This window comes from Ahrensia marina, assembly GCF_042140245.1.
Lineage (GTDB): Bacteria > Pseudomonadota > Alphaproteobacteria > Rhizobiales > MH13 > MH13.
The window spans coordinates 1,480,582-1,503,576 of sequence record NZ_CP159483.1; the positions used below are offsets into that span (position 1 = coordinate 1,480,582).

Genomic DNA, 22,995 nt, shown 5'->3' on the forward strand with positions numbered 1-22,995 from the left:
GTCGCGGCCAAAGATAGTCTTATGCCAAAAACGATTGGTGCTATGACTTTCGACGTCTTGCGGTCTGCCAATGCGCAAAGGACGCATTCTTCTATGATGTCACCCGCACCGCTCATTGCGCGTTTCCCATTCTTGCGGCGTTTGATTCCAAGTTTGTTGCGTCGCTACGCAAAGCTGTTCAAACATCGCTACCTGGTGGAAAAGCGTATGGGGCTATTGTTTCTGCTTGATCAGAAGAACTCAGTAGATCGTAATCTTCTTATCAAAGGCGCTTGGGAGCCTGCCCAAGTCGACATGCTGAAGCGGCAGATCAAAACGGCACGAACACCTGGCCAAAAAACAGTGTTTTTGGATATTGGTGCGCATGGTGCCCTCTACAGTATGATGCTGGCACGGCAGGGACTGGCCGACCAAGTGATCGCGTTTGAACCAGACCCGGTGAATCTAGTTCAACTGAAAGCCAACCTTTTCATCAACGATCTGTTGGATCAGATCACACTGATCGAGAAAGCCGCGTCAGATGCACCGGGTCAAATTCGCTTTTTCATGGCTGACAGTGCTAATCGAGGTGGATCGCGAATGACTGAAGCTGGTGACGGTGGTCTTGCCGGTGAAACGGTTGTGGAAGCCGACCAGATAGATAGCATGGCTCCGCTGAAGGATGCGCTTGTTGTTGCTAAGATTGATGTAGAGGGCAGCGAAATGAAGGTATTGGCTGGCATGGAGGCGACTATCGCCAACAATGCTTGCTTGTTTCAAATTGAGAGCTTCACAGACAACGCACCTGCGCTAAAAACATGGATGAACGAACGTGGTTTTGATCACGTCGCTACCGTCGATTTCGACCACTACTTTTTGAAAAACTGAGCAGGCTATTTGCTTTTTTCCTTTGTAAGTACGTGCGTAATCTCGTGGAAAAAAATGGGCGCGATTTTTGGCAGAAGATAACGCTCTGCGCAGCGCTCATACCCAGCTTTTGCTAGGCGTTCTGCAAGCTCTGTATCGCTAGCAACCGCGGCGATTGCATCTGCCATCGCAGCTGGATCTTCCTTGGGCACCAATAGCCCAGTGACGTCGTGCTCCACTATGCGTTTTGGTCCCAGGGTGTTCGTTGCAATCACCGGCAGGCGAGCGGCGTTGGCTTCAACAACACCGATGCCCCACTCCTCAGCCCGCGACGGCAGCACATAGATGTCCATTGCATCGAAATAGGCATCTTTGTCCTCTATCCATCCATCGAAATGAACCAGGTCTTGGACGCCAAGCCGTTTTGCCAGCGCTATAAGTTTCTCTTTTTGCGATCCGTTCGAGCCGATACGCGTCTCTAGGCGTAGACCGCGCCCAGCAAGTTCAGCGATTGCCTCGATAAGCGTATCGATCCCTTTAGCTGGCTCCAGCAAACGCAGAGTGCCTACCGTCGGTGGATTTGCGCGTGATTGACGTGCAACGTAGGGTGGCAACGTCTCTAGCGGAAGAGCGTTATCTACCACCACCACGCGGTCAGCTGGGTAGCCCATGCTGATCATGTAACCGCGCTGGTCATCATTGATGGTAATGATGCGATCGGCTTTGGCGTAGCGCTGCGTTTTGCCACCATGGTAGATTGCGACAATGGGAAGGCCCGGATTGGCGCGCTTCTGTGCAGCGACATGACGACCATTGTTCAAAACCAGGATATCCGGTTTGGTACGTTTGATTGCTTGTCGAAGTCGCCTGGTTTGCAGCAAAAAGTTCCACGTCCCACCGCGCTCCAATCCTTTGATGGTGTGGTGCTCCAAATCAGTCGCCTCAAGGCGTTCCAGAAATCTGAACTGCTCGGGCACGATGGCAATTGGCGTTGCGCCCTCGCGTTGCAGCATCTCAAGGCTATTGAAGAACGCCTCTGTTATGCCTCCGCCACTTGCGATAGGGCAGACGATAGCAATACGTGTGGACATACAGTTCCCAGGTCTTGGTGTTAGGTGTCGAAAACTCAGAACATTTGTGCGTGGCAACCAATCTCAGTTGCCTCCTGGACGCAAGCGCTATGGGCGCAAGGATAGGCTATGTGGTCTGATGCGCGATTGGTGATGACACAACTGGCGCTGTCGCGCGGTGAGCGGGCGCTGGTCGCTGGGCTGTCGCTGGAGCTTTCCGGTGGCGATGCGGTGGCACTTGTCGGGCCTAACGGATCGGGCAAGACCTCACTGTTACGGGTACTGGCAGGCTTGGCGGAACCAACGGCCGGTGATCTGGTCATGTCAGTCGAGGGGGCGGATAGCGACTTGCCGCGTAACGCTTTGGTGCATTTGGGTGGGCACCAAGATGGGTTGAAGGGTGCACTGACCGTTCGGCAAAATCTTGATTTTTGGACCGCGTACTTTGGCGGTTCCGGTTTTTCAATTTCTGAGTCCCTAGATCAGCTTGGTGTTGGCCATGTGATTGATTTGCCCGCTGCCATTCTCTCGCAGGGGCAGAAAAGGCGGGTAGCGTTGGCTCGGCTGCTGGTTGCGCCGAGACCTATCTGGTTGCTTGATGAACCAACGGCGGCACTGGATGTAGCTTCGACCACTCGGTTCCTGTCATTGGTGGAGGCCCATCGGGCATCTGGTGGTATTGTGATTGCTGCCACGCACACAATGTTGGACCTACAAAACCTCAGAACGCTTGATCTGGGGGATTACCCTGCCCATGGCCGGGGCGGTGAACAGGCCGTGAGCGATGCCGAATCCTACTGGTTGGAAAGTGAACCCGCATGAGCGCTTTCCGGGCGTTGATCGCACGCGACGTGCGGCTGGCAACTCGCGTCGGCGGAGGGGCGCTGACTGGCACGCTGTTTTTTCTGGCGGTGATCGTTACGATCCCGTTCGGCGTTGGACCTGACCTCAATCTGCTCTCGCGCATCGGGCCTGCAATCATGTGGATTGGAGCGCTGCTTGCCACGCTGATCGGTTTGGAGCGGCTTTTTCAATCCGACAAGGATGATGGCGCGCTCGATTTGCTGCGTCTGACCGACAGCCCGGTTTCAAGCTTTGTGATTGCCAAGGTCATTGCCCACTGGCTTGGGTCTAGCTTGCCCTTGGTTCTTGTGACGCCGTTGCTTTCGCTGCTTCTGGCACTGGAGCCCAGGGCGATCTTGGCGCTGACGGCGACACTCGCAGTAGGCACGCCGGCGCTGTCCTTTCTGGGGGCAGTGGGGGCGGCGCTTGCTGTGACTTTGCGTCGCGGCGCTCTTTTGATGTCGGTCATCATTCTACCCTTTTCCATTCCGGTACTTATCTTCGGTGTTGCTGCCACCCGTGCTGCCATTGTTGAGCCTGATCCGTTTTGGCCGCCCTTCGCGTTGCTAACGGCAACCAGCCTCATCTATGCGGTCATCGGCACGTTGGGTGCGGCGGCGACGTTAAAGATTGGGGATGGATAAGGTTTCGACCTCAGAGGCCTAACCAACGCCTGTAACTGGATAGCCCGCCACTGGCATGCTAAGCGCCTTGCTCAACGCTAGCTGGCAAAACAAGAGGATGCGAAGGCTCTTATGGGCATTCTGGACTATGCCAATCCGACGCGGGTGATGCGCTTTTCGCGCGCTGTGAAACCATGGCTTCTCGGCCTTGGGCTGATCACGTTGGCCGCTGGCCTTTACGGCGCGTTCGTCACGGCACCGGCTGACTATCAGCAGGGCGAAACGATCCGTATCATGTATCTTCATGTACCGATGGCCTGGCTTGCGATGATGGCCTATTCGATGATGGCGCTGTCAGCGATCGGAACACTTGGTTTTAAGCACCCAATGGCCGATGTATCTGCCAAGGCACTGGCCCCCATTGGCGCGACGTTCACGGCGATATGCCTCATCACAGGATCGCTCTGGGGCAAGCCAATGTGGAACACCTGGTGGGTCTGGGATGCGCGGCTGACCAGCGTTCTCATTCTCTTTCTGGTGTATCTCGGCATCATCGCGCTGTGGCAGGCGATTGAAGAGCCCATCAAAGCTGGCAAGGTCACTGCGATCATCACGTTGGTTGGCGCGATCAATCTGCCGATCATCAAGTTCTCCGTCGATTGGTGGTACACGCTGCACCAACCGGCCTCTGTGTTCCGGGTGGATGGGCCGACCATCTATCCAGCGATGCTCTACCCGCTGCTGATATGCGCGGTCGGGTTCATGCTGGTCTTTTTCTATCTGCACTTTGCGGCCATGGAGAATGAACTGAAGCGGCGCCGTATCCGCGCCATGCAGATGCGTGCTGCGCGCCGTGTTGCGCCGGAGCAATCAGTGGTGCCGCAAGGGAGCACAGCCTGATGGTCATTGATCACCATTTTGGATTCATTGCCTTTTCCTGGCTTGCAGGCATCCTTGGGTTTGCTGGTCTCGTGTTTTGGATTTGGCGTGACCGCAAAGCTTTGGATGCTCAACTCGCCGAACTTGAAGCGCAAGGTGTTGATGTCTCGCGTGCCAAAGAGATCTCATGAGCGAGCAAAGTGTGGATCAATCGACAGACGCGCCCAAGCGCAAGGTGAACTGGCTGGCGCTTGCACCTTTGCTCGTGTTCCTGGCGCTGGGCGGTGTGTTTGGCTACCAACTTGTGTTCGGCGGCCAGGCCAATGAAATCCCCTCGGCTCTGATCGGTCAGCAGGTGCCAGCTGTGGCGCTGCCACGGCTGGAGGACAGCGGTGTGCCGGGCTTTGGGCCGGATCACCTTGAAGGTCAGGTGACGTTGCTCAATATCTTTGCCAGCTGGTGCGCACCCTGTCGCCAAGAGCACCCCATGCTGATGCAGCTATCGGGCGATGATCGCTTCCAGATCATCGGGATCAACCAGAAAGATCAACCAGCCGATGCGCGCCGGTTTTTGGCAACGCTTGGTAACCCCTATGACCGGATCGGTGTTGATCCGAACGGCCGGGCATCCATCGAATGGGGTGTTTATGGTGTGCCGGAAACCTTCATCATCGGCACCGATGGTGTGATCCTTTACAAGCACATTGGTGTGTTTGACGCCCGCGATGTTGAGGAGACATTTCTTCCCATTATCGAAGAGGCGCTTGCAGCGGCGGCGCCCGCGTCTTAAGCCGCTGGCATGAATGCCAAGCTGAAAACAAAGCCACCAACCGATAAGATCACAGCGCTATACGTTTCGCCCATCAAGGGCGGGATATTGGCGCTGTTTCTGATCACTGTCGGTCTCGCTCTGGTCGCCCTGCCGCATTATCTGATGTTTGTAACGCCAAGCGCCACAGCCACACCGCTGACGGCTGTTTTGGCACTGGTTTTCCTAGCGCTCGGCGCTGTTTTCATATGGCCCGGCTTCCAGTTCGCAAAGGCCATTCTTTTGCGAACACCGCTTGCGACGACCGATGGCGAAACCGTTCACCGGATGCGGCTTGGTTTTGGCACCACTGAATTTCGGTGGGAGCATGTGGGGGAATTGGTCGTGCGTGGCGTATGGCTCATCTTGCTGGATGGCCGCATCCCACAGAGCCGCTTCACCCGCTTTATGTTTGGGGCAAAGGGTCTTTGGATCCCTTCGCTGTTTGTCTATGGCGGCGGTCGTAAGGTGATGCAGTTCATCATGGACTACCGCCCGGACCTCATCGATCCGGTGTTGAAGCGGCTCAATCGCGGCAAAAAATAAGGCGTGGACACCACGTTACCCGGTCGAACGCTTCGCCGTTACGTCGATTTCCACCAGCATCTCTTCTTCCAAAAGATCGCAGATGATCAGTGTGGCCGCTGGGCGAATGTCGCCAAGCACATCGCCGGCTACTTTCATCAAGGCGGCAGCATCGCTGCGTTTGGTGATGTAGTAGCGCACGCGCACAATGTCGGCCATGGCTGCGCTAGCCTCTTCCAATACGTTTTGGATCGTGATGAAGGTGTTGCGGGTTTGCGCTTCCATACCCTCAGGCATTGTCATCGCGGTGTAGTCGTAGCCGGTGGTGCCGGACACAAACACCCAATTCCCGTCGACCACCGCGCGTGAATATCCGGCCTCTTTTTCGAAGGGCGAGCCGGACGAGATCAGTGTTCGGCTCAACGAAACTCTCCCGCTGACCAACGCTCGTAGATCTCTTGCGCGTCGCTGCTCCACTGTTCCAGAGGTGGGCGGGTGGCGGGCGCGCCCTCGTTGAGGAAGGCGGAATAGACTTGCTCACTTGCTGGATCGACGGCAAGCATGCCAATCGCGAACGCGCACTGACCGGGCAGACAGCCCGTTTGCAACAGAAAGTTCCCCTCGATCACAGGTATTGTGCGGCTGCCAAGGTGGCGCGCAAAGATGCCAAGCTCATCCTGCCATGTTTCCAACAGCGCATCGTAAACGGGCTGCGAGGCATAGAGGTCAATGGCACTGAGATCATTGTAACCTCCGACTTCGCCATCCAGCGCGTCCCAACCACGATCTGGTTGTGGGGCGTATGTGATTGGGCCGAGGCGGTAGGGACCTTGTTCCAAGTCGAACATGACAACGTCACCATCTCGATAGAGTTCGGGAGGGCTGAAAAGGATCGCGCCGCCTGGGTAGGCTGCGCTTGCATAGGGGATGCAGGGTTGTCCGATGGGGCCTTGCAGCCAAGGCTGCCCAAATTCGATGGTCACCCCATACGGCGATGCAGGGCAAGCTGGATCCTCAGCGGCAGCTTGAACAATCAACCCAGCCATCTCGCCGTTGACGTCCACCAAGTCGAGGTCGATGGTGATCGCCGGAGCGCGCAGGATTTCGGTTCCGTTGGCAGCAAGCACCTGAGCATTTTCGTCTGCCAGGATCGTAATCGTCAGATCGATCCCGCCAGATAGCTGGGCGACGTCTATCGTCTGCGCTTGCAGCAGACTGCTTGGCAACGAAAGAGCGAGGCAGGCAAGCGCAAGGCGGGATTGTTTATAGCTGGGGATCATAGCGGTTGGGTCCAGATGGTCATCAGATTGTTGGCAGGCATGGCGATGGTGTCTTGATGCTTCAGGCGGTTGCTTGCTAGTTGATGCTCCACCCAGCCGATGTCCTTGTAACCAGCTTCGGGCCGCTCGGCACGAATGCTAGCGTCAAAACGTTCATCACCCTCGCTGGCATAGTCCGCGCCGCGTTTGAAAGGGCCGTAGATGGCAAGCAATCCACCCGCCGCCAACGCTCCGGAAAGGTGGGTGAGCAGGTTTGTAGCCGCCTGATCTGAAATGAGGTGGGTGAGGTTGGACAGGAACACCGCATCCATTGGGATACCGTCCCAAGTCCGCTCAACAGCGTTGTAGGCAGACGGCGCGCGCACGTTGGTTGCGCCGCTTTGAATTGTCCACGCGGTGATGCTTGTTAGCCGTTCACCATCAATGTCGGATGGGTGCCAGATCAGGTCAGGGGTTGCCTTAGCTAGGCGTACAACATGCTCACCGGTGCCTGAGGCCACTTCAAGTGCATTGCCGGACGCGGGGAGGTGGGGCACCAGAGCCTCAAGGATTGCATCGATATTGCGCGCTGCCGCCGGTGCAAAAAGGCGACCGTCATCGACCTCGCCACGTTCAGCAAAAGAGTGCCTAGGTTCGTTCATCGTTTCTCGGCCATTTGGGTCGCCACCCTAAAGTCGCTCTTGCCGCAGTGCAGCATGGCAGTTCACATCAACCCAACTGATGGCACAGCTTGGGAGTTGGCAGAAGCATGTCGAAGACGAATGCGGGCAATTTCTTTGAGGATTTCTCCGTTGGGCGGATGCTCCACCATGCCACGCCCTTAACATTGACCACTGGCGATGCCAGCCTTTACCGCGCGCTTTACGGCACCCGCTATGCGGTGCAATCGGCAGACAGTTTTGCGCAGCGTATTGGCTACCCTCAGGCACCGCTGGACGATCTGCTGGTGTTCCATGCCGTCTTCGGCAAAACCGTTCCGGATATCTCTCTCAACGCTGTTGCCAATCTCGGCTATGCCGAGGGAGTGTTTCATGCGGCCGTTTATCCCGGTGACACGCTGACCTCGGTGAGCGAAGTAATCGGCGTCAAAGAGAACTCCAACGGCAAGACCGGCACGGTCTATGTGCGCACCACAGGCAGCAATCAGCGCGGCGAAACGATGCTTTCCTATGTGCGCTGGGTGATGGTGCGGAAACGCGATGCAGCCAACGCCGCGCCTGAGCCACAGGTGCCGGACCTTGCAAGCGCCGTCGATGCGTCTGCTCTCGGCAAGGCTGTGCCTGCGTTGGATATCGCTAAGTGGGATGCGTCTCTGTCAGGTTCTGACTTCTTCTGGGATGACTACGAGGTTGGCGAGAAGATCGACCATGTGGACGGCATGACGGTGGAAGAGAGCGATCACATGCTCGCCACCCGGCTCTACCAGAACACCGCCAAAGTGCATTTCAACCAACATACCGAAGGGCAAGGCCGCTTTGGGCGACGGCTCATCTATGGCGGGCACGTGATTTCGCTCGCGCGGGCACTTGCCTTCAATGGCTGTGGTAACGCGTTTCATCTGGCGGCCATCAATGGCGGTCGGCATGTCGCGCCGCTGTTTGCGGGCGACACGGTCTATGCCTGGAGCGAAGTTTTAGATCAGGCCGAGATTGCAGGGCGCACGGACGTCGGCGCGACACGTATGCGGCTGGTCGCCACCAAAGATCTCCCTTGCGCTGATTTTCCCTACAAGAGCGATGATGGCTATGCCGACGGCGTGATCTTGGATTTTGATGCTTGGTTCGTGCTGCCGAGGCGATGAGTTCTTCCCACCCTCAATCCCTCCCCATCAAGGGAGGGAGGTGCTATATCGCTGATCTTATTCCCCTCCCACTTGTGGGGAGGGGTTAGGGGTGGGGGAAGACTTTGTCCCAAATCGCTTTTCGATATAGTCCTCGACCAGGCCTTTGAAGTCGTCAGCGAGATTGGGGCCACGCAGGGTCATGGCTTTCTTGCCGTCGATGAACACCGGGGCGGCGGGTTGCTCTCCGGTGCCAGGCAGGGAGATGCCGATGTCGGCATGTTTGCTTTCACCTGGTCCATTCACGATGCAGCCCATAACAGCAAAGGTGAGCTGCTCGACGCCTGGATAGCTCTCTTTCCAGCTTGGCATCTTTTCACGGATCATAGTCTGCACGTCCTGCGCCAATTCCTGGAACGTGGTGCTTGTCGTGCGTCCGCAGCCTGGGCAGGCGGCGACCACGGGGACGAATGAGCGGATGCCCATGGTTTGCAGAAGCTCTTGGGCAACCTGTACCTCTTTGGTGCGGTCGCCACCCGGTTCGGGTGTCAACGAAATGCGGATCGTGTCTCCGATCCCCTGCTGAAGTAAAATGCCCAAAGCTGCCGATGAAGCAACAATGCCTTTGGAGCCCATGCCCGCCTCGGTCAGACCGAGATGCAACGCGTAGTCCGAACGGGCGGCGAGCGCTGTATAACAGGCCACCAGATCCTGAACCTGGCTCACTTTGGCCGACAGGATGATCTTGTCGCGCCCCATGCCAAGCTTTTCAGCATAGTCGGCAGAAAGGAGCGCTGATTGCACCATCGCTTCATGAGTCACTTGTCGGGCGGTCAGCGGTGAGCCGTTGTCGGCGTTCTCATCCATCAGCTTGGTGAGCAGCACCTGGTCCAGCGATCCCCAATTCACGCCAATCCGCACGGTTTTGTCGCGCTTCATCGCTTCTTCGATGATGGCACCGAACTGAACGTCTTTCTTCGCCTTGAAGCCAACATTGCCGGGATTGATCCGGTACTTCGCCAGTGCCTCAGCGCAAGCTGGATGATCTTGAAGCAGTTGGTGGCCGATATAGTGGAAGTCGCCGACCAGCGGGACGTTCACTCCCCACTTATCGAGCTTCTCCTTCACATGCGGAACGGCAGCGGCAGCCTCATCACGGTCCACCGTGATACGCACCAGTTCTGACCCAGCCTTGGCCAGCGCTGCGACCTGGATCGCGGTGGCGCGGATATCCGCGGTGTCGGTGTTGGTCATTGACTGGACGACCACAGGTGCATCACCACCCACGACCACGCCGCCCACATTCACGGGAACCGACTTGCGGCGGGGCAGTATCGTTGAAAGATATCCGGTCAAACCGGGTTGTGGTGCGGGTCGATCAAGCATGCTTTAGGTATAGGGCTGGTGCCGTGGCATCGCAACACAAAGACAAGGCGTTCTAAGCGTATGGGTATGCTGATAGATGGCCGATGGCATGATGATGCCGATCGTTCGATGCAAGATGGAGCTTATAGGCGCGAGCTGAGTGCGCTGCCTTCTCGTCTGGATGCCGCTGTTGTTGAAGCGCTTAGAGAGACACCGGAGCATTTCGTGCTGGTTGTGTCCTTTAGTTGTCCCTGGTCGCACGCAGTGGTGCTTGCCTGGCAGTTGAAGGGATTTGCGAAACGCATGCCCTTGCAGATTGCAGGCGGACCGCGCGTCCAAGGCTATGCGATCAAACCTGACGGGCCGCTGGCCAAGGCTGGGTATCGCCATGTCCATGGACTCTACAGTGCGACAGACCCAACCTATACAGGGCGGGCAACGGTGCCGGCCCTTTGGGATGAGCGTGAGAAGGCCGTGCTTTCCAATTCGTCGGAAGACATCCTGGTGGCCTTGGACAAAGTCGGCACCGGCCCCAGTCTTTTTCCCGATGAGCACGCTGACGATATGGCGGTTTTTCTGCCGCAGCTTTTCGATGGCTTGTCGAACGCTGTTTATCGCGCGGGCAAAGCCCAACGGCAGGACGAATATGAAGAGGCGACCCGATCTGTCTACGCTATGTTGCACACCTTGGAAGAGCGGCTGTCGAGCCAGACCTACCTGTTTGGCCAAGCGATCACTGCTGCCGATCTTCGATTGTTTGCCACGTTGGTGCGCTACGATACGGTCTACGCGACGCACTTCCGTTGCACGCGTTATCGGTTGACGGATTTCCTGGCTCTTTGGCGTTTCACGCGACGGATTTATCAGATGCCTGGTGTGGCCGAGACCGTAGACTTTGATGAGATACGGCGCGGTTACTACCTCAATGATGGATCGCACAATCCGTTTGGATTGGTTGCAGATCAGCCCGAGATCGATTGGATGGATCACTCCGGCCTGTAGCAACGAGTTTTTTGGCCCCGCACATTTTGGCCCCACACACGGCTTGAAGCCAAACCATCACGCGCCATGTTGGCGCGCATGCCAAAGCTTTCCCACTCCGTTACTGCCACCCGTTTGCTCTGCGATGAGGAGGTGGAGACTGTCTATCGCGCGCTCGAAACGACGATGCCTGGGCGGACACACTCTGCCAAAAGCCCTAAGGGGCAGCCGGACGCCTTCAGGTCCTGCATCTCATGCATGCTGTCGGCACAAAGCCGCGATGCCAACACTGCTAAGGCGACACGGCAATTGTTCGCGCTCGCCAAAACACCGCAGGCCATACTGGCGCTGGACGATGACACCATCGTTTTGGCCATTAAACCGGCTGGGCTTTACAACATGAAGGCGCGCAATATCCGCAAGTTCTGCACCGCTTTGCTCGACGAGCATGACGGTGTGGTGCCATCGACCCGCGCCGGTCTTTTGAGCCTGCCAGGTATTGGGCGCAAATGCGCGGATATCGTGATGAGTTTCACGTTCGGCGAGGGTGTGATCGCCGTCGATACCCATGTTCATCGTGTCGCCAATCGCATTGGTTTGGCGCGTGGTAAGACCGAAGCGCAAACCGCACAAAGCCTTGAGGACCGTTCTCCGGATTGGGCAAAACGCGATGGACATTTCTGGCTGTTGCAGTTTGGCAAGCGGGTTTGCCAAGCGCGCACGCCCAAGTGCCATGCGTGTGTTGTGCGGGAAGTGTGCGCGTACCCGGCAAAGAGTTGAAAGCTTAACTCCGACCTTAAGCCGAGATGGCCAGCTGTTTCCAATGCTGCATTGCAAAATGGAGCAAGGCGCGTATGGTCCGCGACAAAGACACCCATAATTTTTGGAGGCCCCTATGGCTTTGACCCTCGATCTTTCCGGCCATGTTGCCGTCGTCACCGGTTCTACCTCTGGCATCGGCCTTGGTATCGCAAGAAGCCTGGCTCAAGCGGGTGCGAAGGTGGCCCTGAACAGCCATTTGGGTCGAGAGGAAGACTATAAGATCGCCGCAGATCTTGCCGAGGAAACCGGCAGTGAGGTGATCTATGTCCAGGCGGATATGTCGAACGGCGAAGCTTGTGTGAAGCTGGTTGAAACTGCCGCTGAAAAGCTCGGTACCGTGGACATTCTCGTCAACAATGCGGGCATTCAATATGTCGCCCCGGTGGAAGATTTCCCGGTGTCGAAATGGGATGCGATCATGGCGATCAATCTTTCATCGGCTTTCCACACGATCCGTGCCGCCGTGCCGGGTATGAAGGAAAAGAAGTGGGGTCGGATCATCAACATTGCTTCGGCGCACGGCCTTACTGCGTCACCTTACAAAAGCGCCTATGTCTCGGCCAAACATGGTTTGGTCGGCCTCACCAAAACCATCGCACTGGAGCTGGCTGAATGCGGCGGCACCTGCAACGCCATCTGCCCCGGCTATGTGCTGACGCCTTTGGTGGAAGGGCAAATTCCCGATCAGATGAAGGCGCACAACATGTCACGTGAAGACGTGATCAAAAACGTGATGCTGGAACGGCAGCCGACCAAAGACTTTGTGACAGTGGAACAGATGGGTACGTTTGCGGTGTTCTTGGCCTCCGAAGCTGGCTCGCAAATCACCGGCGCTGCGCTCCCAGCCGATGGCGGCTGGACGGCTATGTAGAGTTAAAAAGGTAGGCCCAGATCGTGGCGCGAACCAACACCAAAAAGGTCAACCTTGCGCTGCAAGGCGGCGGTGCGCACGGGGCGTTCACCTGGGGCGTCCTTGATAAGCTACTCGAAGATGGGCGTCTTGGCTTTGAGGGTATTTCAGGAACCAGCGCTGGCGCGATGAACGCGGTGGCGCTGGCCGATGGTTGGTATGAACAAGGTGCTGACGGTGCGCGCGAGAAGCTAGAAACGTTCTGGCGGGCGATTTCCCGCAATGGATCGTTTTCCGTTACAGATCAGCAGCAGGAAGTGCTTGATCGGTTTTTGAGCTTTTGGATGTGGCCAATGGCCAATGGCGGCGGCGCGCAGGCCTTTGCCAAACTCTTTCCGATGGCGCCCTGGGCCAATCCGTTCACGTCTCAGTTGACCAGCCCTTACGAGGTGAACCCGCTCAACATCAATCCGTTGCGCGATGTGGTTGAGCGGCTGGTGGATTTTAATCGCGTGGCCAAGTGCAACGACTTCAAGCTCTTTATTGCGGCGACCAAGGTGCATTCGGGTAAGATACGGCTTTTCCGGCGGGGTGATGTGACGGCTGATGCGGTGCTGGCTTCTGCCTGCCTTCCTTATGCCTTCCAGGCTGTGGAGGTTGAGGGTGAACCCTATTGGGATGGGGGCTATACCGGTAATCCGGCGCTCTATCCCTTTTTCACCGAGACCGAGTGCGAGGATATTGTGCTCATCCAGATCAACCCGATTGAGCGCAACGAAACGCCGAAAACCAGCCAGGAAATTCTGGAACGGGTTTCTGAAATCACCTTCAATGCTTCTCTGCTACGCGAGTTTCGCGCCATAGACTTCGTCAATCGCTTGATCGATGATGGTAAGCTGGAGGGTGGCGAGTATCGCCGCAACCGCGTGCATCGCATCGATGCCAGTGACGAGTTGGCAGCGCTGGGCGCTGGATCGAAGTTCAACACCAGCTGGGCGTTCTTCACCCGCTTGCGCGATATCGGACGTGAGGCGGCAACGCAGTTCTTGGATTCTCATTACAGTGATATCGGCAAGCGCGGCACGCTCGATTTGCGCGACGCTTTCTCCTAAGATCACCTCATGATGGACCGCGCCGCCTTTGACGCCTTGTGCGAAAGCCTGCCGGCCACCTTCATGGTGGTGCAGTGGGGCAATTCCAATGTCTGGAAGGTTGGCAACGAGACCAAAAACAAGGTTTTTGCGATGTCGACTTTTTGGGTCGGCAAGGATGAGGATGCGGCTAAGGATGGTCAGCACGCCTTGGTGCTCAAAGTTGCGCCGATGAGCTTTGAGATGCTCACCCAGGAAGTGGGCATTATGCAGGCACCCTACATGGCCAAAGGGCAATGGATCCGCGTGGTGGAGGACAATCCGCTGAGCGATGAGGATCTTTCAGTCTATGTTCGCGAAGCTCATCGGATCATGGCGGGCGGGCTTACCAAAAAGCTTCAAGCTGAGCTTGGCTTGACCGATTGGGTTGCAGGGACGGCGTGATGCGCGCGGTTGCGGCCCTTGTTTTTCTTGCTGTGATGATGCTGCCATTAAGGGCCGAGCCGCTGACCATTTTTGCGGCGTCCAGCTTGAAAAACGCATTTGATGCGATTGGTGAGGCGTTCACGCAAGAAACTGGTGCCGAGGTGGTGTTTTCTTACGCTGGCACGTCCGTTCTTGCCCGCCAGATTGAACAAGGTGCGCCAGCAGACGTGTTCGTTTCCGCCCACCCAATCTGGATCAACTATCTGGATCAGCGTGGGTTGATCGACGCCGAGACGCGCGACACGTTTGCAGACAATCGATTGGTGCTTGTTGCACAATCATCCACGGTCTTTGATGCGCCACCTGATCTTTCCTCTGCTGATGATTTGCTCGCTATTTTGGGCGGGGATGGTCGCCTTGCTGTGGCGCTCGTGGATGCTGTGCCCGCTGGTATTTATGCGCGTGAGGCAATGGAAAACCTTGGTGTTTGGGACATTTTGCAGCCACGCTTGGCGCAGAGCGACAATGTGCGTTCAGCGCTCTTCTTGGTAGCGCGTGGCGAAGCGCCGCTCGGGATTGTTTATGCCAGTGATGCGCATGTCGATGAGGCGGTTTTTGCAGCGGCAACCTTCCCTTTAGATAGCCATTCCGCCATTCGGTACACCGCATCAAGGGTTGCGCAGTCCGACAATGCAACGGCTGATCGATTTTTGGCGTTCTTGATCAGCCAAGAGGCGCAGCAGATTTTGGCTGCGAATGGGTTTTCGCCACTCTCAACTGGTGAGGGTGGCTAGTGGGCATCACGCAGTGGCTTGGTCCCAACGAATGGCAGGCCGTCGCGCTTTCCTTGCAGGTGGCGTTCGTGGCGACATTGACCAGTCTGCCGCTGGGCCTCTTCATCGCCTATGCGCTCGCCCGTTGGCGGTTTTTTGGTCATGGCTTGCTCAATGCTGTGGTGCATTTGCCGCTGGTTCTTCCACCCGTGGTGACCGGCTATCTGCTGCTCATCGGGTTTGGTCGCCAAGGGCCGATTGGTGCGTTTCTGGATGAGACATTCGGCATACGCTTCGCCTTTGAATGGACCGGTGCGGCGCTCGCCAGCGCCGTGATGGGGTTTCCTCTCATGGTGCGGGCGATCCGCTTGGCGTTTGAATCCATCGACCCGAAACTGGAAGAAGCCGCATCGACGCTCGGTGCTAGCCGTCTCATGGTTATGATGAGTGTGACGCTGCCGCTGGCGTTGCCTGGTATTATCGCGGGTATGGTGCTCGCCTTTGCCAAAGCGATGGGTGAGTTTGGTGCGACGATCACCTTTGTCTCCAACATTCCTGGGCGCACGCAGACCATCCCTTCAGCGATCTACGCCTTTCTTCAGGTGCCCGGCGGAGAAGAAAGCGCGTTTCGCCTGATTGTGGTTTCCATTGCCGTTTCGATTGCTGCAGTGCTGGTTGCTGAGCTTTTGGCGCGTCGGGCAAGCGCAGCGCGGGTGGACCGGTCATGACGCTTCAGATCGCGATCCAAAAACAGCAGGGTGATTTTGCGCTCGATCTCGATGTCACCACTGGGGATGGGGTGACGGCACTTTTTGGGCGCTCGGGCGCAGGCAAGAGCACGGTGATCAAGGCGGTTGCTGGCTTGGTCACGCCCGACAGTGGGCACATTCAGCTCGGCGACCAGGTGCTGTTCGACAGTGCCAGCCGCACCAATCAGCTAGTCCACAAACGACGCATTGGTCTGGTGTTTCAAGATGCCAGGCTCTTCCCCCATCTGTCGGTGCTGAAGAACCTGCTCTATGGTGCGCGCTTTTCCGATGGCTCGGTGAAACGGGCCGATGCGGTGGCGATGGCTGAACTGTTGGGTCTGGACGGGCTGCTTAACCGCAAACCATCTGGGCTTTCGGGCGGCGAAGCACAGCGGGTGGCGATTGGCCGAGCATTGCTTTCCAAACCCAAACTTCTGATGATGGACGAACCCTTGGCTGGGCTTGATCAGGCGCGCAAAGCCGATGTGCTCGCGCTCATTGAGAAGGTGCGCGATGTGGTCGGCGTGCCTATCCTCTATGTCAGCCATACGCTTGAGGAGGTGCTGCGGTTGGCCAATCATGTGGCCATCATCGCCGATGGGAAATGCGTTGATCAGGGCGCACCCGATGCGCTGCTTGGCGGCAGTGGGACAGGGTTGGCCCGCACGGTTCGCGCCCGTTTGGTGATGAAGAACAGCTCCGATGGTCTCTCAGAGTTGGCATTGGCCGGTGGGCGGCTCTTCGTACCGCAGGTGGATGCGCCTCTCGGCTGGGTGCTCCAGGTGGAGATCGCGGCGCGTGATGTCATGCTTTCACTGCAACCGCCTGAGGGTCTTAGCGCGCTCAATGTGTTGGCGTGCCAGATAACCGAACTGCGTGCATCGGGCACCAACCCGTCGGCAGTGGATGTGATGCTTGCCTGCGGCGAGGATAGTCTGGTCGCTCAGGTCACCCGCCGCTCGGTGGAGCAAATGGGTTTGCAGCCAGGTTTGGGTGTTTACGCCGTCATCAAGTCGGTGGCATTGGCCCAAACGTCCGGGGCTGTCGATACCGTGGATGTTTAAGTGGGTTCGATCAGGATCGCGCGGAAATCGTTGACGTTGGTCAGCGTTGGGCCGGAGCTCACCTGATCCTCAAGGCTGGCAAAGAAGCTGTGTGCGTCATTGTTCGTTAGAGATGCTTGTGGGTCGATACCTTTGGCGCGCGCTCTGGCCAGCGTTTCTGGTGCCACCATCGCGCCTGCCACTTCGGCTGCCCCATCCACGCCATCGGTATCGCAGGCAAGTGCATGAATGCCCGGGGCGCCATCCAGTGCAATGGCGAGCGAAAGAGCGTATTCAGCATTGGGGCCGCCGATGCCATCGCCGGTACGCGTCACGGTGCACTCGCCGCCGGAGAGAAGCAGATGTGGCTTGCTGATTCCACTCTGCATCTTGAGCACCAATGCGCCTTGCTCACGGGCTAGGTCGCGAGCCTCACCTTCCAGCGCGTCGCCGAGGATTGTGACGTTGACGCCCTCTTTTTCTGCGATAGCCTTGGCAGCTTCCAGCGACTGGGAGGGCGCGGCGATGATGGTGTTGGTCGTGGTTGAAAGACGCTCATCGCCGGGTGTTATGACGCCAGTGGCATCATTGAGAACAGCCTCTGCGGATGCGGGAACATCAATGCCGTAGCGCTTGATGATTGCTTGGGCGTCAGCGGGTGTCGAGCTGTCGCCGACTGTTGGGCCAGACGCGATGTAGGCCGGATCATCGCCCGGCACATCGGAGATCATCAGCGTGTGCAAGGTGGCAGGATAGGCGGCGGCGGCCAACTGGCCACCCTTGATGCGTGAAAGGTGCTTGCGCACCACGTTCATCTCATCAATCGGCGCGCCTGAGGTCAGCAGCGCGGCGTTGACCGCCATCTTGTCCTCTAGCGTCATGTCACCCGCCGGCTCGATCATCAGTGATGACCCGCCACCGGAAATGAGAGCGAGGATAAAAGTATCTTTGTTTGCCTGGTTCAGCAAAGCGCGTAGCTCGCGCGTTGCGCGCAAGCCAGCCTCGTCGGGCACGGGGTGTGATGCGCTTTTGAGCGTGACGCCTTGCAGCGGACGTTCATAGCCATAGCGGGTGATGATGAGCCCTTCGCACGGACCCCAGACGCTTTCGAGCGCTTCTCCCATACGCGCAGAGGCTTTGCCTGCGCCGATGACGAGCAGCTTACCATCAGGTTTCGGCGGCAGATGCGCGGGCACGCAGATCATCGGGTCAGCGACCCGTACGGCTTCATCAAAGAGTGAGCGGAGAAAGCTTTGCTGGTTCATGGCTGCTTGTTAGCAGTGCGCTTAACGCCAGGGAAGCGTTCCCTTTGGCAGGCGTTGGTGCAGGCTGTCGAGCGCGATCACGAGAACCAAAACCACGATGACCGTGACCACAGCAACCGCCGAGGCAAGCGTTGTGTAGCCGCCATCCTCAAAGTTGAAGAGAACCACACCCAGTGTCTCGGTGCCCGACGACCAGAGAAGCGCGGAGATTGTGAGCTCATTGAAGGCGGTTAGAAATACCAGCACCGCCCCTGCCGCTGCAGCAGGCAGCACACCTGGAACCAAAACCAGATTAAAGCGCTGCCAAAACCCTGCTCCGCACATGGCGGCGGCTTCTTCAAGTCGCGGATCGAGCTGGCTGAAGGCGGCCGTTACTGGGCGCAAGGCCAAAATGTAGAAACTGGACAGGTAGGCAATCAAGATGATGGCGTAGGTCCCGTAAAGGCTGACGCCGATAAGGGGCAGTGGGCGGATGAAGAGCAGGATCATCGCGATGGCGAGCACGATACCCGGAAGGGCATAGGGTGTTTCCACCAGCGCTTCGAACAGCACGCGGCGGCGCCCGGAGAGACGAGAGAGCGCGTAGCCAGAGGGCAGCGAAATCGCCATCAGGATCAGCGCTGCGCCGCTCGCCAACATGAAGGAGTTCATGAAGGCGCGCGTCGTGACATCCTGGCGAAAGAGCACCTCAACATAGTTGTTGAGCGTGAACGTCTCTGCGGTCAACGCCATGCCGTAAGAGGGCAGCAGGGACGCTGCGATCAGCGCGGTGAGCGGTGCGACCAACAATAGGGCGTTCAGCGTCCAGACACCGACTTCGGCGGGCAGGCGGAAGCGGCCGAGCGTGAAGGGTGTCAGCGGCTTATCGGCCTCAATGCGGGTGGCGTAGCGAGCGAGCACAAAGGCGGTGATGATCGTGCCAATGCCAGCGATGAAAGAAACCAGGACGGCCAATGTGGCGACGCGTGGGATCATCCCTGTGCCGAAGCTTGCCAAGCGCTGGTAGATGAGTGTCGGCAGTGTGAGGAAATTCTCCGGCATACCGAGTAGAGCTGGGATGCCGAAATTGCCAGTTGAGGAGACAAAGCACAGCGCAAAGGCCGCTGCTAGAAACGGCGCCAGCATTGGTAGGCCGACAAAGGAGAAGGCGCGCCAGGAGCTTGCCCCGCACGCTCGGGCAGCCTCGATCACATCGCCGGGGATGGCGCGCAGGCCAGCGCGTAAGGTGATGAAAGCGAGCGCTGTGTGCTGAACCCCAAGCAACAAGATGATGCCTTCGCGGCCATACATCGGATTTGCTGAACCAGGTGGTGGTGCCAGGCCGATGGATTGCAGCAATGCCGAGGATGGGCCGAACAGTTGCAGCCAGGCCAGTGCTGTGACCTGTGGGGCGATCATCAGCGGCAGAAGGAAAGCAACAGAGAGCAAGCGTTTGCCGCGCATATCCGTCGCGCCAACGAGAAAGGCAAGAAGACCACCCAAGCTAAGCGAGAGGAACGAGGACCAGAGAGCAACATCAAAGGTGTTGATCGTGGCGCGCACCGAAGCCGTGCGGCTGATTTCGGTCCAAAAGGCGTCCAAGCCCGGTGCAAAAGCAGCAACAAGCAAGCGCACGAGCGGGAAGATCGCAAGCAGCACAACGGTCACCACCAGAACCCAATAGGGGGTGGACGCGTCCATGCGCGAAAGGGCAAACGGAACACGCTGGCTTAGGCTCTTGGCCGGGTCTTTGGGTTCCACATGATGGCGTGTGCGGGGCAGGGTAGGCGCACCTATCGTCTGGTCACTCATGCAGCAACCTCACGATCTGTTTGAAGTGGCGCGCCAGCCAATGTCAATCCGTCTCTCTCCAGCTGTTACTGGCCGAACATATCGGCGAAGCGGATGCGATTCTCTTCTGAGTTTGCAAGCGCTTGTGCCGGGTCGAACGGCATCACGGTGATGGCTTCGCGTGCGGGGAAACCGGCAGGCAGTTCGATTGCTGGATGGGCGGGCACATAGCCCTGATCTGCGGCGAGCTGCTGACCTTCAGGCGACAACAGGAAATCAACAAAGGCTTTGGCGGCATCTGGGTTTTGCGCGGTAGACAGAATGGCAACCGGCTCGGTGACAGCCGACACGCCTTCAGTGGGGAAGACAAACTCAACCGGTGCGCCATTGGCTTTTTCGCGGATGGCCAAGAAGTCCACCACCATGCCGAAGAGCTGTTCGCCACCGGCAACAGCGTTGAACGTGCCGCCATTGCCGCCTGCGGCAATGGTGTCGTTTTCGGCAAGCGTTTCATAATAGTCCCAACCCATGTCGAGGTTAGTAGTGAGCGTTTCCAGGTGGATCAACGCAGCGCCTGAGGTAAGCGGCGATGGGATGCGAACCTGACCGACGGCCTGCTCACCAAGCAGGTCGAGCCAGCTTTCCGGCGCGAAGGGTGCGGCGGTGTTGTAAACGATGCCTGTGGTGATGAGCTTGGTGGAGAAGTAGTAGCCTTCTGGGTCCATCAAGCCATCATTATAGGCTGAGGTGTCTGCATCGGCATGGGCCATCAAGCGGCCTTCTTGCTTCAGACCTTCCATGGTGACCATGTCGGCGATCAGCAGAACATCTGGCTGTGGGTTGCCAGCTTCGAACTCGGTGGCAAGGCGCGCCATCATCTGCGTGGTGCCATCGCGGACCCATTCCACCTCAACATCTGGATGAGCGGCTGTGAACGCATCCACGGTGGCCTGCGCATCAGCGTTGGGCTGTGAGGTGTAGAGCACCAAGCGGCCTTCGGCGGCCTGCACCGCCAGTGGCACAGCAATGGTGATGGCGAGTGCTGCGGCCAGAGATTTCAGGGAACGCGATGCGGACATGATAGGCTCCAAAACGATGGTGTCATTGACGATGATGACGGGCCTAGTGAGGCTTCATCACAAGTCTATGACGCTACGCTGGTTTCCTTTGGAAAAGCTCTTACGGCGTTAAAATGCGCGGCTTGTCGGATGTAAGTCCCAGCTGGGTTGTGTCGCCTGCCTCCAGCGCTGTCTCCGGTGGCGTGTCGACAATGATCGGTGGTCCGTCATTCAGCGTTATGTGCAGCCGCTTGCGATCACCAAAGTAGGTGGCAGCTGTCACTTGGCCTTCTAGAGGGCCGTCGCTTGTTGGGGCCAGATCTTCTGGCCTTGCAACAAGAAACACATCCCCGCGCTTGTCAGGATAGGCGGCGATGCGCTGACCTTGCACATGGATGCCACCATCATGTGCGTGGGCTGGGATGAGGGCTGCTGCGCCGATGAACTTGGCGACGAAGGGGGAGGCCGGTTTTTCGTAGATCTCAAAGGGTGTGCCGACCTGGGCGATCGCACCACGATCCATAACGACGATGCGGTCGGCCAAGGCCATTGCTTCAGACTGATCGTGGGTCACGTAGATGGCTGTTACGCCGAGACGATCCAAGAGGGAGGAAAGCTCGGCGCGCAGGCGTTCGCGTAAGCTTGCGTCCAGCGCCGTGAGCGGTTCATCGAGCAGCAAGATGCGCGGTTCCACCGCCAATGCTCGAGCGAGAGCCACACGTTGCTTTTGTCCGCCGGAAAGCTCGTGAATGTGGCGATGCTCCAAGCCTTCAATGCCGACAAACTGGGCCAGTTGGGCCAGGCGGGCGTTTTGGATCGCTTTGTCGATCTTCTTCAATCGCAGTGGGAAAAGAATGTTGCCTGCAACCGTGAGCGTTGGGAACAGCGCATAAGACTGGAACACCATGCCGACACGGCGCGTCTCGATTGGAACGCCGGTGACATCATCCTTATCGAAGTAAACCGAGCCTTCAAGGTCAGGTGTTTCAAGGCCCGCAATGATGCGCAAAAGGGTGGTCTTGCCGCAGCCGGAGGGTCCAAGAATGACCATCTTTTCACGCGGCTTAATTTCCAGTGAAAGCGGAAGAAGCGCGCGCGTGCCGTCCGGAAAAGTCTTGGCGCAATCGGTGAGGGTAATGCCAGCGCCGCCATCAACGGCGGTTAGGCCATCGTGCGCGCGTATCTGTGCAGAAAGGACACCTGTCATGGTGGCCGGCTTAGGATGGTCATGTGACGGGTCTATGACACCGTCATAGCTGTCCACATATGGCCGTTAAGTTGTTCAGCTGAGAGAAGGCATTCCGGGCGTCATTTGGTGCGCTCGGAACGACCTGGTTTGCTTACAGAATTTGGTTCAAGAACTCTTTGGTGCGCTCGTTCTGTGGATTGTCGAAGAACGCGTTTGGTTCATTCTGTTCGACGATCTCACCCTGATCCATAAAGATCACCCGGTCGGCGACCGCTTTGGCAAAGCCCATCTCGTGCGTCACGCAGAGCATGGTCATGCCCTCTTTGGCGAGGTCCACCATGGTGTCGAGCACTTCTTTCACCATCTCTGGATCAAGCGCTGACGTTGGCTCATCGAACAGCATGATTTTTGGTGTCATGCAAAGCGCGCGCGCAATGGCCACACGCTGTTGCTGGCCGCCGGAAAGCTGCCCGGGATATTTGTGGGCTTGCTCGCCAATGCGCACGCGCTCCAGATATTTCATGCCAAGCGCTTCGGCTTCTGCTTTGGCGGTTTTCTTCACCCAGATTGGTGCCAGCGTGCAGTTATCGAGCACGGAAAGGTGCGGGAAGAGGTTGAAGTGTTGGAACACCATGCCAACCTCGGCGCGCACAGCGTCGATGTTTTTGATGTTGTCGGTAAGCTCAATGCCGTCGACATTGATCTCGCCTTCTTGGTGCTCCTCAAGGCGATTGAGGCAGCGAATGAGGGTCGATTTGCCTGAGCCTGATGGCCCGCAAACGACAATCCGCTCGCCCGATTTGACGGACAGGTTGATGTCTTTGAGGACGTGGAAATCGCCGTACCATTTGTTGACACCAGACATGGAGATGACTTCGCTGGTGCCCATAGATGAGGCGGCGGTGGAGGCGGGTGCTGTGGTAGCCATTGTTGGTTATCCCTAAGCGAGAAACTGAAGA

The 22,995-nt window shown here is 57.6% G+C and carries 26 protein-coding genes; 16 read left to right on the forward strand and 10 right to left on the reverse strand.

What is annotated here, in order from left to right:
- Positions 1-93 precede the first annotated feature (93 nt).
- Positions 94-867 carry an FkbM family methyltransferase gene (locus tag ABWH92_RS07280; RefSeq protein WP_375573484.1) on the forward strand — a complete coding sequence of 258 codons (774 nt, stop codon included), beginning with the start codon at positions 94-96 and terminating at the stop codon, positions 865-867.
- Positions 868-872: 5 nt separating this feature from the next.
- On the opposite strand, the gene ABWH92_RS07285 is transcribed toward ABWH92_RS07280, so the two are convergent.
- Positions 873-1,937, reverse strand: a complete 1,065-nt coding sequence (locus ABWH92_RS07285) for a glycosyltransferase family 4 protein (RefSeq protein WP_375573486.1) — start codon at positions 1,935-1,937, stop codon at positions 873-875.
- A 108-nt stretch (positions 1,938-2,045) separates the two neighbouring features.
- Between ABWH92_RS07285 and ccmA the strand changes: the two genes are divergently transcribed.
- The 6 genes from ccmA (at position 2,046) to ABWH92_RS07315 (ending at position 5,615) form a co-directional block, all read left to right on the forward strand.
- Positions 2,046-2,738 (forward strand): heme ABC exporter ATP-binding protein CcmA, encoded by a 693-nt coding sequence (gene ccmA, locus ABWH92_RS07290; RefSeq protein WP_375573488.1) that lies wholly within the window; start codon positions 2,046-2,048, stop codon positions 2,736-2,738.
- On the forward strand, positions 2,735-3,403 hold the full coding sequence (ccmB, locus tag ABWH92_RS07295; RefSeq protein WP_375573489.1) for a heme exporter protein CcmB: 669 nt from the start codon (positions 2,735-2,737) through the stop codon (positions 3,401-3,403). Before ccmA ends, ccmB begins: the two co-directional genes overlap by 4 nt.
- A gap of 111 nt (positions 3,404-3,514) precedes the next feature.
- Positions 3,515-4,282: a heme ABC transporter permease gene (locus ABWH92_RS07300; RefSeq protein ID WP_375573490.1), complete on the forward strand. Its 768-nt coding sequence runs from the start codon at positions 3,515-3,517 to the stop codon at positions 4,280-4,282.
- Positions 4,282-4,452, forward strand: coding sequence for a heme exporter protein CcmD (gene ccmD, locus ABWH92_RS07305; RefSeq protein ID WP_375573492.1), 171 nt, complete (start codon positions 4,282-4,284; stop codon positions 4,450-4,452). The genes ABWH92_RS07300 and ccmD overlap by 1 nt, the downstream gene beginning before the upstream one ends.
- Positions 4,449-5,051, forward strand: coding sequence for a DsbE family thiol:disulfide interchange protein (locus ABWH92_RS07310; RefSeq protein ID WP_375573494.1), 603 nt, complete (start codon positions 4,449-4,451; stop codon positions 5,049-5,051). The genes ccmD and ABWH92_RS07310 overlap by 4 nt, the downstream gene beginning before the upstream one ends.
- 9 nt (positions 5,052-5,060) lie before the next feature.
- Positions 5,061-5,615: a hypothetical protein gene (locus ABWH92_RS07315; RefSeq protein WP_375573496.1), complete on the forward strand. Its 555-nt coding sequence runs from the start codon at positions 5,061-5,063 to the stop codon at positions 5,613-5,615.
- A 15-nt stretch (positions 5,616-5,630) separates the two neighbouring features.
- Here ABWH92_RS07315 and ABWH92_RS07320 read toward each other — a convergent pair whose 3' ends face one another.
- Genes ABWH92_RS07320 through ABWH92_RS07330 form a run of 3 tightly spaced genes read right to left on the reverse strand, consistent with a single transcriptional unit; the run spans position 5,631 to position 7,515 of the window.
- On the reverse strand, positions 5,631-6,017 hold the full coding sequence (locus tag ABWH92_RS07320) for a RidA family protein (RefSeq protein ID WP_375573498.1): 387 nt from the start codon (positions 6,015-6,017) through the stop codon (positions 5,631-5,633).
- Positions 6,014-6,874 (reverse strand): hypothetical protein, encoded by an 861-nt coding sequence (locus ABWH92_RS07325; RefSeq protein ID WP_375573500.1) that lies wholly within the window; start codon positions 6,872-6,874, stop codon positions 6,014-6,016. Before ABWH92_RS07325 ends, ABWH92_RS07320 begins: the two co-directional genes overlap by 4 nt.
- The gene (locus ABWH92_RS07330; RefSeq protein ID WP_375573502.1) at positions 6,871-7,515 is read right to left on the reverse strand and encodes a DUF938 domain-containing protein; all 645 of its coding nucleotides are present in this window, start codon (positions 7,513-7,515) and stop codon (positions 6,871-6,873) included. Before ABWH92_RS07330 ends, ABWH92_RS07325 begins: the two co-directional genes overlap by 4 nt.
- Before the next feature lie 107 nt (positions 7,516-7,622).
- Between ABWH92_RS07330 and ABWH92_RS07335 the strand changes: the two genes are divergently transcribed.
- Complete coding sequence (locus ABWH92_RS07335; RefSeq protein WP_375573503.1) at positions 7,623-8,675, forward strand: MaoC family dehydratase; 1,053 nt, start codon at positions 7,623-7,625, stop codon at positions 8,673-8,675.
- A gap of 57 nt (positions 8,676-8,732) precedes the next feature.
- Here the strand turns inward: ABWH92_RS07335 and ispG are convergent, their stop codons facing one another.
- Positions 8,733-10,010: a flavodoxin-dependent (E)-4-hydroxy-3-methylbut-2-enyl-diphosphate synthase gene (ispG, locus tag ABWH92_RS07340; protein WP_375574206.1), complete on the reverse strand. Its 1,278-nt coding sequence runs from the start codon at positions 10,008-10,010 to the stop codon at positions 8,733-8,735.
- Between the two features lie 90 nt (positions 10,011-10,100).
- On the opposite strand from ispG, the gene ABWH92_RS07345 reads away from it, so the two are divergent.
- The 8 genes from ABWH92_RS07345 (at position 10,101) to modC (ending at position 16,775) form a co-directional block, all read left to right on the forward strand.
- Positions 10,101-11,021, forward strand: a complete 921-nt coding sequence (locus ABWH92_RS07345) for a glutathione S-transferase C-terminal domain-containing protein (protein WP_375573504.1) — start codon at positions 10,101-10,103, stop codon at positions 11,019-11,021.
- A gap of 78 nt (positions 11,022-11,099) precedes the next feature.
- Positions 11,100-11,780, forward strand: coding sequence for an endonuclease III domain-containing protein (gene nth / locus ABWH92_RS07350; protein WP_375573506.1), 681 nt, complete (start codon positions 11,100-11,102; stop codon positions 11,778-11,780).
- 115 nt (positions 11,781-11,895) lie between these two features.
- Positions 11,896-12,693: a 3-hydroxybutyrate dehydrogenase gene (locus ABWH92_RS07355; protein WP_375573508.1), complete on the forward strand. Its 798-nt coding sequence runs from the start codon at positions 11,896-11,898 to the stop codon at positions 12,691-12,693.
- A gap of 23 nt (positions 12,694-12,716) precedes the next feature.
- The gene (locus ABWH92_RS07360) at positions 12,717-13,784 is read left to right on the forward strand and encodes a patatin-like phospholipase family protein (RefSeq protein ID WP_375573509.1); all 1,068 of its coding nucleotides are present in this window, start codon (positions 12,717-12,719) and stop codon (positions 13,782-13,784) included.
- A gap of 9 nt (positions 13,785-13,793) precedes the next feature.
- Positions 13,794-14,207: an MmcQ/YjbR family DNA-binding protein gene (locus ABWH92_RS07365; protein ID WP_375573511.1), complete on the forward strand. Its 414-nt coding sequence runs from the start codon at positions 13,794-13,796 to the stop codon at positions 14,205-14,207.
- Entirely contained in the window at positions 14,207-14,983 is a 777-nt protein-coding gene (gene modA / locus ABWH92_RS07370; protein ID WP_375573513.1) for a molybdate ABC transporter substrate-binding protein, read from the forward strand. The genes ABWH92_RS07365 and modA overlap by 1 nt, the downstream gene beginning before the upstream one ends.
- Positions 14,984-14,988: 5 nt before the next feature.
- Entirely contained in the window at positions 14,989-15,690 is a 702-nt protein-coding gene (modB, locus tag ABWH92_RS07375) for a molybdate ABC transporter permease subunit (RefSeq protein WP_375574207.1), read from the forward strand.
- The gene (gene modC, locus ABWH92_RS07380) at positions 15,687-16,775 is read left to right on the forward strand and encodes a molybdenum ABC transporter ATP-binding protein (RefSeq protein WP_375573514.1); all 1,089 of its coding nucleotides are present in this window, start codon (positions 15,687-15,689) and stop codon (positions 16,773-16,775) included. The genes modB and modC overlap by 4 nt, the downstream gene beginning before the upstream one ends.
- Here the strand turns inward: modC and ABWH92_RS07385 are convergent.
- The 5 genes from ABWH92_RS07385 to ABWH92_RS07405 all read right to left on the reverse strand — a co-directional run bounded on the left by ABWH92_RS07385 (position 16,772) and on the right by ABWH92_RS07405 (position 22,925).
- Positions 16,772-18,019, reverse strand: coding sequence for a glycerate kinase (locus tag ABWH92_RS07385; protein WP_375573516.1), 1,248 nt, complete (start codon positions 18,017-18,019; stop codon positions 16,772-16,774). The two genes, modC and ABWH92_RS07385, sit on opposite strands and share 4 nt — an antisense overlap.
- 21 nt (positions 18,020-18,040) lie before the next feature.
- Complete coding sequence (locus tag ABWH92_RS07390) at positions 18,041-19,810, reverse strand: ABC transporter permease (protein ID WP_375573518.1); 1,770 nt, start codon at positions 19,808-19,810, stop codon at positions 18,041-18,043.
- A 65-nt stretch (positions 19,811-19,875) separates the two neighbouring features.
- On the reverse strand, positions 19,876-20,850 hold the full coding sequence (locus ABWH92_RS07395) for an ABC transporter substrate-binding protein (protein WP_375574208.1): 975 nt from the start codon (positions 20,848-20,850) through the stop codon (positions 19,876-19,878).
- Between the two features lie 118 nt (positions 20,851-20,968).
- Positions 20,969-22,054 (reverse strand): ABC transporter ATP-binding protein, encoded by a 1,086-nt coding sequence (locus tag ABWH92_RS07400; RefSeq protein WP_375573520.1) that lies wholly within the window; start codon positions 22,052-22,054, stop codon positions 20,969-20,971.
- 133 nt (positions 22,055-22,187) lie between these two features.
- Entirely contained in the window at positions 22,188-22,925 is a 738-nt protein-coding gene (locus tag ABWH92_RS07405; RefSeq protein WP_375574209.1) for an amino acid ABC transporter ATP-binding protein, read from the reverse strand.
- Positions 22,926-22,995: the final 70 nt, after the last annotated feature.